Genomic DNA, 13,336 nt, shown 5'->3' on the forward strand with positions numbered 1-13,336 from the left:
CCGGCATGGGCATCCGCCAGGCCATCCTGGACGAGCTACCGGCCCTGCGCCGCTATGCCCGAGCCCTGAGCGGGCAGGCGGGCATCGCCGACGATCTGGTGCAGGACACGGTGGCGCGCGCGCTGGAGAAATGCCGTTTCTGGCAATCCCGGCGCGCGTTGCGGCCGTGGCTGTTTGCCATCATGCATAACCTGTTCATCGACCAACTGCGGCACGATCGGCCGCTGCAGTTCATGCCCGATGAGGTCATGCCGGAACAGGCCGATACACTGACGCCGGAACAGCTGCTGTGGCGCCGCGACCTGGACCGTGCGCTGGCGCGCCTGCCGGTCGAGCAGCGCGAAGTGCTGCTGCTGGTCTCGCTGGAGGGTTTCAGTTACGAGGAAGTGGCGCAGAGCTTGCAGCTTCCGCTCGGCACCGTGATGTCACGGCTGTCGCGCGCCCGGACCCGCATGCGACTGTTGCTGTCAGAAAACGACATCCCCTCCGGCAAGGCTATCCACTCATGACGACCCCGATTTCCGAAGCCGACCTGCACGCTTACGCTGACGGCCTGTTGCCGCCCGCCCGGGCCGCCGAAGTGGCGCAATGGCTGGCCGACCATCCGCAACAGCAGATGCTGGTGGCCGGATGGCAACGCCAGTCGCTACTGCTCCGCGCCGCCTTCCCGCCGCAGCATACCCCACTGCCGGCACGTCCGCGGTGGCGCTGGTCCGGGCCGCCGGCCATGACAGCCAGCGTGTTGCTGGCCTTTGCCGTGGGCTACGGCACCGCCAGTTGGCAGCAGCCACCGGCCGACACCGCCACGCTGCCGGCCAGTGTCGCCGCCCTGCCCGGCTATGCCAGCGTTGCCCACACCGTCTATACCCCCGAGCAACGCCATCCGGTCGAGGTGGGCGTGGAACAGCGCGATCATCTGCTGACCTGGCTATCGCGCCGGCTGGGCAAGCCGATACGCGTACCGACGCTGACCGCACAAGGCTACCGACTGGTGGGCGGCCGCCTGTTACCCGGCGACAGCGGCAGTGCCGCGCAATTCATGTACGAGCACGAGACCGGACAGCGGGTCACCCTGTACCTGCAGGCCAGCCCGGCCAACGCACCGCTGGCTGCCTTCCGCCAGCAGCGACGCGGCAACAACCAGGTGTTCTACTGGCAAGACCGCGACTTCGGCTATGCCTTGGTCGCCGGCGAACAGGCCCCCGCGCTGTCACAGCTGGCCACCCAGGTCTACCACCAGTTGGCGACCCCGTAGCCCCCCGACTGCGACGTGCACACCACTCTGGCCAGCACGGCGTTCATGCCGCTGCCGGCGGCGTGATTCCACAATCGCGGATATAGCAAAGAGCTTGGCCGCAAACCGGAGACGGCTTGCGGCCAACCTTTGTCATTTCAGCGCGGTAAACGCCGGGCTTTGCAAGCTCAGCGTCAGTCTAGCGGCCCACCTTGCCGACCCTAGCTGCCTTGCATCTCCGCCACCAGCCAGTCCACTAGCAGCTGCAGCGCCGCGCTGCTGCCTACCGGATACAGCGCGTAGTAGCCCAGCAGCAGCGGCGGATGCTCGTCCAGCCGGCACAGGCTGCCGTCCTGCAGGTAGCGTGCCACCAGCAGCTGCCGCCCCAGCGCCACGCCGTCGCCGGCCTGTGCGCTGCGGTAGGCCAGTTGCGCCTGGTTGAAGTGACGCTCGCCGGCATCGCAGCAGGATGGCCGGCCGTGGGCGGCCAGCCACAGCGCCCACTCGCTACCGGCCGGTGCTGGCGTGCTCCACGGCGCGTCGTCGTGCAGTAGGCGGCCGCCGTGGCCGGCGGGGTCGAAAGCGGGGGCGGCAACCGGAAAGCCGTATTCCGGCAGCACGAAGGCGGCATCCTGCGGCGCCTGCGGCAGGTAGCGCAGCGCCAGATCGATGCCGGCCTGACGTAGCGCCGCCGGGCTGTAGGGCTGGTTGTCGGCCAGCAGGTCGACGCTGATGGCCGGCTGCAGGCGGGCGAAACGCCCCAGTCGCGGCAGCAGCCATTCCAGCGCCAGCGATGGCGGTGCCGCCAGCCGCACGCTGGCCGGCGCCGCCTCGCGCTGCAATGCGGCCAAGGTGGTGGCCACGGTATCGAAGCCGCTGTCACAGGCGGCAAACAGCTGCTGCCCGGCGGCGGTGAGCTGCAGGCTGCGGCCACCGCGCTGCAACAGACTCAGCTGCAGGCGGGACTCCAGCCGCTGCACGCGCTGGCTGACCGCGCCCTGGGTCACCGCCAGCTGTTCGGCGGCGCGGCGAAAGCCGCCGCACTGCGCCACCGCGTGGAAGAACCACAGGTCGGCCAGCAGGGTCGCGTCGAGGCGGCGGCTCATAGGCGGGTCATCGGGCGGAGCTTAGTAGGCGAAGCGCTGGCGCAGCTCTTCCAGGTTCAGCTCGCGCAGGATGCTTTCCTGGCGTTCGCGCGCGCTCTTTTTCGCACCGCCGACCTTCTTGGCGATGATCAGCTCGTTCTTCATCGAGTGCTCCCAGCCCACCAGCTCGGTGACGGTGACCTGGTAGCCGCGCGCTTCCAGCTGCAGGCAGCGCAGTACGTTGGTGAGCTGGCTGCCGAACTCGCGGGTGTGGATCGGGTGGCGCCACAGTTCGGACAGCGCGGTCTTGCCGAAGGTCTCGTTCTTCTTCTGCCGCAACACCGCAGCCACCTCGGCCTGGCAGCACGGCACCAGCACGATGTACTTGGCGTCCTTGGCCAGCGCGAAGCGGATGGCGTCGTCGGTGGCGGTGTTGCAGGCGTGCAGCGCGGTGATGATGTCCACCTGCGCCGGCAGCGCGTCGGAGGTGATCGACTGCTCGACGGTGAGGTTGAGGAACTCCATGCCGGCAAAGCCCAGCCGCTGCGCCAGCTCCACCGACTTGTCCACCAGATCCTGCCGCGTTTCCACGCCGTAGACGTGGGCAGCGGGCTTATCCTTCAGGAACAGGTCGTAGAGGATGAAGCCGAGGTAGGACTTGCCGGCGCCGTGGTCGGCCAGCGTCAGGCTGCCCTTGCTTGCCAGCACGTCGGCCATCAGCGGCTCGATGAACTGGTACAGGTGATACACCTGCTTCAGTTTGCGGCGGGTGTCCTGGTTGATCTTGCCGTCGCGGGTGAGGATGTGCAGTTCTTTCAGCAGTTCGATCGACTGCTGCGGTTTGATTTCGGGGATCAGGCTCATCGCGGTGTCCGTATAAAAAAGGTTGGCCGCAAGCACGGGCTTGCGGCCGGAAGCATGGCGTCAGTGGGTGTGACAGGCGCGGCCGACTCAGTGACCGGCGGTCTGCTGCAAGCCGGCCGGCGGCGTCCACTGCCAGTGGCTGCGCCAGGCGCCGACCACCAGATTGGGGTACTCGGCACGGCCGAGGCTGCCGTTGTAGCGCCCCAGCGCGCGGAACAGGTTGCCGCGCTCCAGGTCCAGATAGTGGCGCAGGATGGTGCAGCCGTAGCGCAGGTTCAGCGTCAGCTCGAACAGGTTGTGCTCGCGGTTGCCGATGCTGCGCACCCAGAACGGCATCACCTGCATCAGGCCGCGCGCGCCGACCGGCGAGATCGCGTACTTGTTGAAGCCGCTCTCGACCTGGATCAGCCCCAGCACCAGCTGCGGGTCGAGTCCGGCGCGGGTGGCCTCGTACTGCACCGCGGTCAGCAGCCGCTCGCGCAGCCATTGATCCGGGATGCGTTTTTGCAGCCGCCGCGACATCTCCGCCAGCCACGCCACGCCCTCGTGCGGGTTGTCGAACACCAGCCGCGGCGCGTTGACGTCGGAGATGCTGCGCGACATGGCGCTGGCCACGTTGGCCGCCAGCGCCTCTTCGCGCTGCGCCCCGGCCCACGCCGGCACGGCGGCCAGCGTGAACAGCAGCAGCAGGCAGGCAAGGCGCGGCGCGTTCATGGCCGCAATCAGGCCAGCTTGCCCAGCACGAAGTCCAGCACCGCGTCCGGTGCCACCGCGGTGGATTCCGCATCGCGACGGTGCTGGTACTCGACCTTGCCTTCCTTCAGGCCGCGGTCGCCGATGGTGACGCGGTGCGGTGCGCCGATCAGCTCCCAGTCGGCAAACATCGCGCCCGGGCGCTCGCCGCGGTCGTCGATGATCACGTCCACGCCCTTGTCTTGCAAACCGGCGTACAGCGCGTCGGCGGCGGCCTTCACGCCTTCGGAGCGGTCGTAGCCGACCGGGCAGATCACCACGCTGAACGGCGCGATCGCATCCGGCCAGATCATGCCCTTGTCGTCGTAGTTCTGCTCGATGGCGGCGCCGAGGATGCGGCTCACGCCGATGCCGTAGCAGCCCATCTCGAAATGCTTCGGCTTGCCGTCTTCGTCGAGGAAGGTGGCGTTCATCGCCTTGGAGTACTTGGTGCCGAGGTAGAACACGTGGCCGACCTCGATGCCGCGCTGGATATCGAGCACGCCGTTGCCGCACGGCGACACGTCGCCGACCACCACGTTACGCAGATCGGCCACCTCCGGCTCGGCACAGTCGCGGCCGAAGTTGGCGCCGGTGTAGTGCTGGTCGTCCTCGTTGGCGCCGATCACGAAATCGGCCATCTTGGCCACGGTACGGTCGGCGATCACGCGACCGCTAAAGCCCACCGGGCCCAGCGAGCCGGGGTTGGCGCCGAAGGCGTCCTTGATCACGGCCGGTGCGGCGAAGGTCAGCGGCTTCTTGATGCCGGCGATCTTCTCGGCCTTCACTTCGTTCAGTTCGTGGTCGCCGCGCACCAGCATCAGCACCGCGTCGCCCTTTTCGCCTTCCACCACCACCGCCTTCACGGTCGCGGTGATGTCGATCTTCAGGAAGTCCACCAGCTCGGCGATGGTCTTCACCTTCGGGGTGTGGACTTTCTCAAGCTTGGCCGCAGCGGCCGGACGCTCGCCGGCCGGGGCCACCGCTTCGGCCAGTTCGATGTTGGCGGCGTAGTCGGAGGTCGGGCAGTAGACAATGGCGTCTTCGCCGGTTTCGGCGATCACCTGGAATTCGTGCGAGCGGTCGCCGCCGATAGCACCGGTGTCGGCTGCCACCGCGCGGTAGGTCAGGCCCAGGCGGTCGAAGATGCGGCAGTAGGCGGCGAACATGTTGTCGTAGCTCTTGCCGGCGTCTTCGGCGCTGCGGTCGAAGGAGTAGGCGTCCTTCATGGTGAACTCGCGGCCGCGCATCACGCCGAAGCGCGGACGGCGCTCGTCGCGGAATTTGGTCTGGATCTGGTAGAAGTTCTTCGGCAGCGCGCGGTAGCTGCGCAGCTCGGCACGGGCGATGTCGGTAACCACCTCTTCCGAGGTCGGCTGGATCACGAAATCACGGTCGTGACGGTCCTTGAAGCGCAGCAGCTCGGCACCCATGCTGTCGAAGCGGTCGGTTTCCTGCCACAGGCCGGCCGGCTGCACCACCGGCATCACCATCTCGATGGCGCCGGCGCGGTTCATTTCCTCGCGCACGATGTTCTCGACCTTCTTCAGCGAACGCAGGCCCATCGGCATCCATGAGTAGACACCGGCGGCGACCTTGCGGATGAAGCCGGCACGCAGCATCAGCTTCTGGCTCACGATATCCGCGTCGGCGGGGGCTTCTTTCTGGGTGGAGATGAAAAACTGCGAGGCGCGCATGGTGTTGGTTATCCTTGAGATTTCTGCGAAATAGCGCTGATTGTAGCCGTTTAGGGCAGACGGCGGAAAGGTTGGCCGCATGAAGGAGCAGGGATGCCACCACGCTTGGCCTCAGCTTAATTGAGCGGCCCTGTCCAGGAAGAATCGGGCTCCATTCTCGAACTGCGGATCCGTATACGTCTTGCGCAACGCATGCACCAGCCCACAGAACCGTTCAGACCGGTATAGCCAATCACTAAAAGCCAACGCTTGCCGTCCAGTCTCTGAACGGAACATCGCGGAAAGGAACTCGGTATCTTTTTCAGTCAGTTCTGAATAGTCTTCCAGGCTATCCAGCCATGCTCCATGCAGCTCTGCATGCTTGGACATTTCCAGCAAAATGAGTAAACGCTGTGGGTCGCGTAATAGCTCGTGCAAACGGCAACCCAAATAATATTTGGCGACATCGGATTGCAGACTGGTAAAAGCTGATTCCTTGATAAACGCCAGGCACGAAACCACACTCGGCGCCGAGTCACGCCTCAACCACTCCTGCAGCATGTCATGCACACTGAATGCACTGACTCCTGATGCATTGACTAGTGCCACCACATCTGCCAAGTAGTGGATCATGGGACTCATTCTAGTGGTCCTATCCAGCTCCTCTTCAATAAAGCGGGCTACCGCCATCAAGTGCGCACGTGACACGTCTGACCAAGCGCCATGCTGCAGATGACCCTTTACTTCATACAGGAACAGCCCAACTCTCCCGTCGTCAGGCAATCTCTTTTGCAGCATAGAGGAGGTTTCTGTCCGGATAAATCGGTCCAATTGCGCGTTATCGAATACCTTGTCGGCCAACGTCTGCTGCAGATAGCCATTAGCCATGCCCATCAAAGCTTGTTGCTCATCAGAAACTGGCATTCCGGAAACAAACAGCGCTTCCAGTTGTGCCAATCGCTGCGGCGTAGAAACCCTGGGAGCAACATCCAGCTTTGCTACCAATGGCCAGTTGGTAAAAAACATCACTGAGCGTTGTACAGCAGCCGGTCTTTTGTCAAAGTCCGGGAATCGGGATTGCAGCCACGTTTGCCGTTGTGATTCGCGCGACGTGCTTTGTGAACTATCGAACTGAGCATAAAACTGGCAATCAAGCCACGCCGCAACAAGCTGTCGCCAAAGGGCACGATCTTTCAGCCGCAGTGCCTCCAGAAACACAAAGTCCAGCGGGTCCAGCCGAATTTCTGCCGGAACATGGCGACTCGTCAGCAAGCTGGCAAGCAACCGTTTGACATCTCGCGGCTTCAGCAAAAAAGCATCCGTGACCAAACTCAGGGCCAGTTTTACTTCCAAGTCATCACTGCACACTATTTCTTTCAGCAATGACGAGCTTCCCAACTGCGTCTTGTGATAGCGAAGCCGATCACTGTGTTTAGGTGTGGGTAACCGGTACGGCAGCTGGATGATTTTTTCCAGATATGCTTCGCCACGGTCTTTGTGCATAGAGTCCAAAGCTGACGCAACAATGGCGCGATCATAGGCGATGACGTAGACGATATTGGGCAGATCGGCGACCGCCTTGATGACGCGGAACAGCTCGCAGATTTCGCTTGCCGGCAGCCGGTCGAGATCGTCGATGAAAACGATGGTCTTGAATTGGAGAGTCTTCAGTGCGTTAGCCGCATTACCTCGCAAACGATGGAATGACTTGGGCTGGCTGTTCGAATGTATCGCCCCAGCCCCTGTCTCAATGGACTTGCCGAAGGCTGCAACAGCTGCAATTGTCGCTGGTTCAACACAACCGATAGAGCATGCCTGCAAGACTTTGCCAACTCGAACTCCGGCACTACCCAGCAAATTTAGCTTTGTCCGTACAGAGTCGCGCAAGCGATGCGACCAATCTATCTGTCCCAGCAATTCATCAAAAAAATGCCTTAACAGCTGATCCGAACCTTCAAACCACCACGGGTTGAACTCGACCAAGGTTGGCCGCAACGGATCGGTATCGCCTTGCGGGAATGCCTGCTTGAGGAAATGGATAAAGCTGGACTTGCCCTCGCCCCACTCGCCTTCGATGCCGATGACGAAGCTTTGCCCCTCGGGCAGACCTTGCAGAATGGTTGCGGCCAACCTTTGCGCGTGCGGCGTAAAGCCGAGCAGATCTTCGGTGGCGGGGATATCAGCGGCGAAGGCAGAAACGGTCATGGTGCGTACCGGCGGCAAGGGGATGCCGCCGATTATGCCATGCGCGATCCGCGCGGACGGCTACACCCAGCCCAGCAGCCCGGCCACGGCGCCGGCGCCCAGCAGCCACAGCGGGTGCAGGCTGGTGCGCCAAGCGATCAGCGCGCTGAGGGCGCACAGCAGCCACGCGCTCCAACCGGTGTTGGCGATGCCGGCCAGCAGCCAGGCGCCGCCCAGCACCAGCCCGATCGACAGCGGCGCGAAGCCGCGCTGGATGGCGTGGCACAGCTTGTAATCGCGGAAACGCTGCCACAGTCTGGCGACGTAGAAGCTGAGCACCGAGGACGGGCCGCAGATGCCGAGCAGGCTGATGGCGGCGCCGGGCAGGCTGGCCATCTGCCAGCCGACCAGGCTGGCGATCAGCACGTTCGGCCCCGGTGCCGACTGCGCGATGGCGAACAGCGCGGTGAATTCCGCCGCCGTCATCCAGCCGTGCTCGTTGACCACCATGCGCAGCATTTCCGGCACCACCGCGTTGGCGCCGCCGACCGCCATCAGCGACAGCTGGCCGAACACCAGGAACAGGGCAAGCAGCATCGCGCTCATGTCGGCTCCTTCTGCAGGTGCCAGGCCAGCGTCACCGCCAGCGGCACCATCACCAGCAGCAACGGCAGCAGCGGCCAGTGCAGCAGGCCAATGGCGACAAAGGTGAGCACCGCCAGCGCGATGCACCAGCTGCTGCGCTCCAGCTTGGCGGCCAGTCGCAGCCCCATGCCGAAGATCAGGCCGGTGGCCGCCGGCGCCAGCCCGGCCAGCACCTGCTGCAGCGCCGGCAGGCCGCGGTACTGCTGGTACAGCGACACCAGCAGCATGGCGATGCAGAACGGCGCCAGCAGCAGGCCGCTGAACGCCAGCAGCGCACCGCTGGCGCCGTGGAAGCGGCCGCCGACGGCGACACTGAGATTGACCACGTTGGGGCCGGGCAGGATCTGGCCGAGGCCGAGCAGTTCGGTGAATTCAGCGTCGGTCAGCCAGCCTTTGCGCAGCACCAGCATGTGGTGCACCAGCGGCAGCACGCCGCCGAAACCGACGATGCCGATGCCGAAAAAGCCGGTGAACAGCTCGCGGCGGGTGGGGATGTTGTGTGTTTCCATGACCCGTAGCGTAGTGCGGAAGCAGAGTTGGCGACAAACGAGTTTTTCCGACTTCGCTTGTGCGCTATGCTCACAAGCATGAACCGGCGACTTCCCTCTCTCAATGCCTTGCGCGCCTTTGAAGCCGCGGCACGCTGCGGCAGTTTCAGCGCCGCGGCGGAACAGCTGCATGTGACCCACGGCGCCATCAGCCGCCAGATCAAGCAGCTGGAGGAGTGGCTGGGGCTGGCGCTGTTCGACCGCGTCGGCAAACGTGTGCTGCTCACCGACAACGGCCGCCAGTACCTGCCGGCGCTGCAGACCGCGTTCGACAGCATCGCCACCGCCACCGAGCGGCTGACCCAGGGCCGCACGCGGCAGTTGCGCATCAACGCCACGCCGACGCTGGCGATGCACTGGCTGCTACCGCGGCTGACCCGCTTCCAGCTGCGCCATCCCGGCGTCGAGCTGCGGCTGGCAACCTCGGACACCATCATCCACGACCAGCACGCCGATTTCGACATCGCCATCCGCCGCGGCCACGACCACTGGCACGGCTTCGTGTCGCACCTGTTCCTCACCGAGCACGAACAGCCACTGCTCAGCCCGGCGCTGTTGGCGAGCAGGCCGCTGGCGACGGTGGCCGATCTGGCGCAGCACACGCTGCTGCACTCGGAAACGCGGCCGGTGTCGTGGGAACGCTGGCTGGCGGCGGCCGGCAGCCCGGCGCTGCAGGCGGCGGCGCACCAGCACTTCGACCACTACTATCTGGCGCTGCAGGCGGCGGTCGACGGCCTGGGGGTGGCGCTCAGCGCACAGCCGGTGACCGACGCGCTGATCGCCAGCGGCAAGCTGGTGGCGCCGCTGGACGGGCCGCGGGTGAAGGCGCGCGGCTATTCCTGGGTGCTGCCGCTGACGCTGGCGGAAGACCCGCTGTGCGCCGATTTCTGCGCCTGGCTGGAGGAGGAAGGCGGCAATTAGCCGCGCCGACGCGCCACCTGTCGCATCGGCTCTACACTGCGGCCACAATTGCGCTACAAAAGCGGGCGCCGCATGGCACATTGGGGGGCACAAGAGTAAGCTTCGCGCTCACCCGAGATTCGCAATACTGCGCTGCAACATCCGTGGCGGCGCCACCCACCAAAAAATACACAAAATCATGCAGGCTCAAAACAAACAGGCGCTCGCCGGTATCACGCTGGCGGCGCTGGGGGTCGTGTACGGGGACATCGGCACCAGCCCCCTCTACACCCTGAAAGAATGCTTCGGCCCCCACCTCGGCCTGGCGGTGACGCCGGCCAACGTGCTGGGCATCCTGTCGCTGATCGTCTGGGGCCTGATCCTGGTCGTGTCGCTGAAATACCTCAGCTTCGTGCTGCGCGCCGACAACCGCGGCGAGGGCGGCATCCTGACGCTGATGGCGCTGGCGCGGCGTTGCGTCGGCCCGCGCGGCTGGATGCTGGCCGCCATCGGTCTGATGGGCGGCGGCTTCTTCTACGGCGAGGTGGTGATCACCCCGGCGATCTCGGTGCTGTCGGCGGTGGAAGGGCTGGAGGTGATCACCCCCGCGTTCAAGCCCTACGTGCTGCCGCTGGCGCTGACGGTGCTGACCGGCCTGTTCCTGATCCAGAAGCACGGCACCGCCAGTGTCGGCAAGCTGTTCGGCCCGGTGATGATGCTGTGGTTCGCGGCGCTGGCCGCGCTCGGCGTGCACGGCATTGCCGGCAACCCGGCGGTGCTGGCGGCACTGAATCCGCTGTGGGGCATCGAATTCCTGTTCAGCCACGGCGCCATCGGCTTCCTGGCGCTCGGCTCGGTGGTGCTGGCGCTGACCGGCGCCGAGGCGCTGTACGCCGACATGGGCCACTTCGGCGCCAAGCCGATCCGCCTGGCGTGGTTCTTCTACGTGCTGCCGGCGCTGCTACTGAACTACTTCGGCCAGGGCGCGGAGATCCTCGCCAGTCCGGAGGCACGCACCAACCCGTTCTTCCACCTGGCGCCGCAGTGGGCGCTGCTGCCGCTGGTGATCCTGTCCACCTGCGCCACGGTGATCGCGTCGCAGGCGGTGATCTCCGGCGTGTTCTCGCTGACCCGCCAGGCGGTGCAGCTGGGCTACCTGCCGCGCATGGAGATCACCCACACCTCCGACAACGAGATCGGCCAGATCTACATCCCGCTGATCAACTGGGGCCTGCTGGCGGCGGTGATCATGGTGGTGATCATGTTCCAGAATTCCAGCGCGCTGGCCGGCGCCTACGGCATCGCCGTCACCGGCACCATGGTGATCACCTCCATCCTGGTGTGCACCGTCGCCTGGCGTGGCTGGAACTGGCCGCGGGCGCTGGTGGCACCGCTGCTGGTCGCGCTGCTGGTGATCGACCTGCCGCTGTTCCTCGCCAACGTGGTGAAAATCTTCGCCGGCGGCTGGCTGCCGTTGCTGATCGGTATCGGCGCCTTCATCCTGATGACCACCTGGAAGCAGGGCCGCAGGCTGCTGATGCAGCGCCTGAACGAGATGGCGATTCCGCTGGACGGCTTTGTCGAGAACATGGAGACCTACCCGCCGGGCCGGGTGCAGGGCACCGCGGTATTCCTCACCAACTCCACCCACGGCGTGCCGCACGCGCTGCTGCACAACCTGAAGCACAACAAGGTGCTGCACGAGCGGGTGGTGCTGATGACCATCCGCGGCGAGGACATCCCCTATGTCGACGAAGACGAGCGGGTGGAAATCCTGCAGCTGTCCGGCAGCTTCTGGCGGGTGATGGCCTACTACGGCTTCAAGGAAACGCCGGACGTGCAGCAGATCCTCGACCTGTGTGCGGCGAAGGGCCTGGCTTTCGAGCTGATGGACACCTCGTTCTTCCTGTCGCGCGAAACGCTGATCCAGACCGATCGCGAAGGCATGTCGCCGTGGCGCGAGACGCTGTTCGTGTGGATGAGCCGCAATGCGCTGCGCGCCACCGACTTCTTCCAGATCCCGACCAACCGCGTGGTGGAGATGGGCGCGCAGGTCGAGCTGTAAAACAAGCGGCCAAGGTTGGCCGCAACCTGCAACGACAAGGGCAAGCCGATGGCTTGCCCTTTTGTATTGGTAATATTGCCACTTTATTGGCATTTATATACGATGAATGGCTATGCCGTTTGCACGAAAGCTGCCCGCAAACACCCGCCATCCTGACGCGCCGCCTGCCGCAGCGCCCCCTCCCGCCGTCGCCATCATGCCCAGCCGCACCTGCTCCATCTGCTCGCCTGCCACCTGCCGCCAGTCCCGACAACAGGGCGTAGTGACGCTGGCGATGACCTTGCTGGTACTGTTCCTCAGCAGCCTGATGGTGTTCCAGAGCAGTGCCGGCCTGTTGTTCGAGATCCGCACCGGCAACAACCTGGTCAGCCAGTCCAAGGCGATGGAGGCCGCCCGTGGCGGGGTCGAACACGCACTGGCCTGGCTCGCCTCCGGCGCGGTCAGCAGCACGGCACTGGCCAGCGCCGGCAACTGGAGCAACGACGGCAGCGGCCCCAGCGGCAACAACCAGCAGGCCAGCAGCAGCCTGTTCGGCAGCACCGTCAGCGCGCAGAGCATCGGCAGCTACAGCGTGGCGGTATCGCTGTGGCGCAACGCCGCTGCCCCCAACACCCTGGAGATCCGCGCCACCGCCAGCGGCGACGCCAGTGCCAGCATCCGCCAGAAGGTACAGCTCGGCACCCTCACCACCACGACCACCACCCCAGTGACGCTGAACCTGGCCAGCTTTGCGCCGATCGTGGTCGAAGGCAGCCTCGGCGACTGCGGCAAGAAGAAAAGCTGCATCACCGGCAATCCGTCGGTGACCGCCGGCGACAGCGGCGTGGCGATCATGACCTCGGCCTCCGCCGCGGCCAACCAGCCGGGCCACCTGTCGGTCACCGGTCAGGTGCAGGGCAATGCCTTCAGCGGCAGTGCGTGGGATTTCGTGTTCCCGGACACCAGCAAGGAGCAGATCCAGCTGGAATCGGAGGCGCAGGCGGCGGTGGAACTGGCGGCACAGCAAGCCGGCACCAGCTACCAGCGCACCGTCTACTACTTTGACGCCAGCAATATCGGGGACATCGTCAGCAAGAACTGGCATCAGGACATCGGCAGCCCGAGCCAGCCGGCAATCCTGGTATTCGATACCGGCGCCGGTTGCCCGAAAATGAATGGCGGCGTAGTGATCTACGGTCTCGTCTACTACGCCGACAGCTGCGGCAAGAACGGCTGGGGCGGCGCCACCCTCACCGGCACGCTGGTGACCGAGGACAACCTGTCCGATCTCACCGCCAATACCCAGTTCCGGGGCTGGTCCGCCAATACCGGCTCCGGCAGCATCAGCCTGCCGCCCGTCATCAGTACCGGCACCGCCAGCAGCCTCAACCGCAAGACCGCCTCTTGGCGCGACTTCTGACCCC

The 13,336-nt window shown here is 65.0% G+C and carries 12 protein-coding genes; 5 read left to right on the plus strand and 7 right to left on the minus strand.

The window, feature by feature from the left end:
- The first annotated feature begins 5 nt into the window (after window positions 1-5).
- Complete coding sequence (locus tag PQU89_RS08950) at window positions 6-509, plus strand: RNA polymerase sigma factor (RefSeq protein ID WP_272765506.1); 504 nt, start codon at window positions 6-8, stop codon at window positions 507-509.
- Window positions 506-1,255 (plus strand): anti-sigma factor family protein, encoded by a 750-nt coding sequence (locus PQU89_RS08955; RefSeq protein WP_272765507.1) that lies wholly within the window; start codon window positions 506-508, stop codon window positions 1,253-1,255. The genes PQU89_RS08950 and PQU89_RS08955 overlap by 4 nt, the downstream gene beginning before the upstream one ends.
- A gap of 200 nt (window positions 1,256-1,455) precedes the next feature.
- Here the strand turns inward: PQU89_RS08955 and PQU89_RS08960 are convergent, their stop codons facing one another.
- The 7 genes from PQU89_RS08960 to PQU89_RS08990 form a co-directional block, all read right to left on the minus strand.
- On the minus strand, window positions 1,456-2,340 hold the full coding sequence (locus tag PQU89_RS08960; protein WP_272765508.1) for a LysR family transcriptional regulator: 885 nt from the start codon (window positions 2,338-2,340) through the stop codon (window positions 1,456-1,458).
- Between the two features lie 21 nt (window positions 2,341-2,361).
- Window positions 2,362-3,183, minus strand: a complete 822-nt coding sequence (locus PQU89_RS08965) for a class I SAM-dependent methyltransferase (protein WP_272765509.1) — start codon at window positions 3,181-3,183, stop codon at window positions 2,362-2,364.
- Window positions 3,184-3,270: 87 nt separating this feature from the next.
- Complete coding sequence (locus PQU89_RS08970; RefSeq protein ID WP_272765510.1) at window positions 3,271-3,897, minus strand: lytic transglycosylase domain-containing protein; 627 nt, start codon at window positions 3,895-3,897, stop codon at window positions 3,271-3,273.
- 8 nt (window positions 3,898-3,905) lie between these two features.
- Window positions 3,906-5,612: a proline--tRNA ligase gene (locus PQU89_RS08975; RefSeq protein ID WP_272765511.1), complete on the minus strand. Its 1,707-nt coding sequence runs from the start codon at window positions 5,610-5,612 to the stop codon at window positions 3,906-3,908.
- Window positions 5,613-5,723: 111 nt separating this feature from the next.
- Window positions 5,724-7,796, minus strand: a complete 2,073-nt coding sequence (locus PQU89_RS08980; RefSeq protein ID WP_272765512.1) for a KAP family P-loop NTPase fold protein — start codon at window positions 7,794-7,796, stop codon at window positions 5,724-5,726.
- Window positions 7,797-7,856: 60 nt separating this feature from the next.
- A complete protein-coding gene (locus PQU89_RS08985) occupies window positions 7,857-8,381 on the minus strand; it encodes a chromate transporter (RefSeq protein ID WP_272765513.1) in 525 nt (174 codons plus the stop codon).
- Window positions 8,378-8,929: a chromate transporter gene (locus PQU89_RS08990; RefSeq protein ID WP_272765514.1), complete on the minus strand. Its 552-nt coding sequence runs from the start codon at window positions 8,927-8,929 to the stop codon at window positions 8,378-8,380. Before PQU89_RS08990 ends, PQU89_RS08985 begins: the two co-directional genes overlap by 4 nt.
- A gap of 78 nt (window positions 8,930-9,007) precedes the next feature.
- Between PQU89_RS08990 and gcvA the strand changes: the two genes are divergently transcribed.
- The 3 genes from gcvA to PQU89_RS09005 all read left to right on the plus strand — a co-directional run bounded on the left by gcvA (window position 9,008) and on the right by PQU89_RS09005 (window position 13,332).
- On the plus strand, window positions 9,008-9,889 hold the full coding sequence (gene gcvA, locus PQU89_RS08995) for a transcriptional regulator GcvA (RefSeq protein WP_272765515.1): 882 nt from the start codon (window positions 9,008-9,010) through the stop codon (window positions 9,887-9,889).
- 178 nt (window positions 9,890-10,067) lie between these two features.
- Window positions 10,068-11,933: a low affinity potassium transporter Kup gene (gene kup / locus PQU89_RS09000; protein WP_272765516.1), complete on the plus strand. Its 1,866-nt coding sequence runs from the start codon at window positions 10,068-10,070 to the stop codon at window positions 11,931-11,933.
- Window positions 11,934-12,129: 196 nt separating this feature from the next.
- Window positions 12,130-13,332 (plus strand): hypothetical protein, encoded by a 1,203-nt coding sequence (locus PQU89_RS09005; RefSeq protein WP_272765517.1) that lies wholly within the window; start codon window positions 12,130-12,132, stop codon window positions 13,330-13,332.
- Window positions 13,333-13,336 lie beyond the last annotated feature (4 nt).

It is taken from the genome of Vogesella indigofera, assembly GCF_028548395.1.
GTDB classification, from domain to species: Bacteria; Pseudomonadota; Gammaproteobacteria; order Burkholderiales; family Chromobacteriaceae; genus Vogesella; species Vogesella indigofera_A.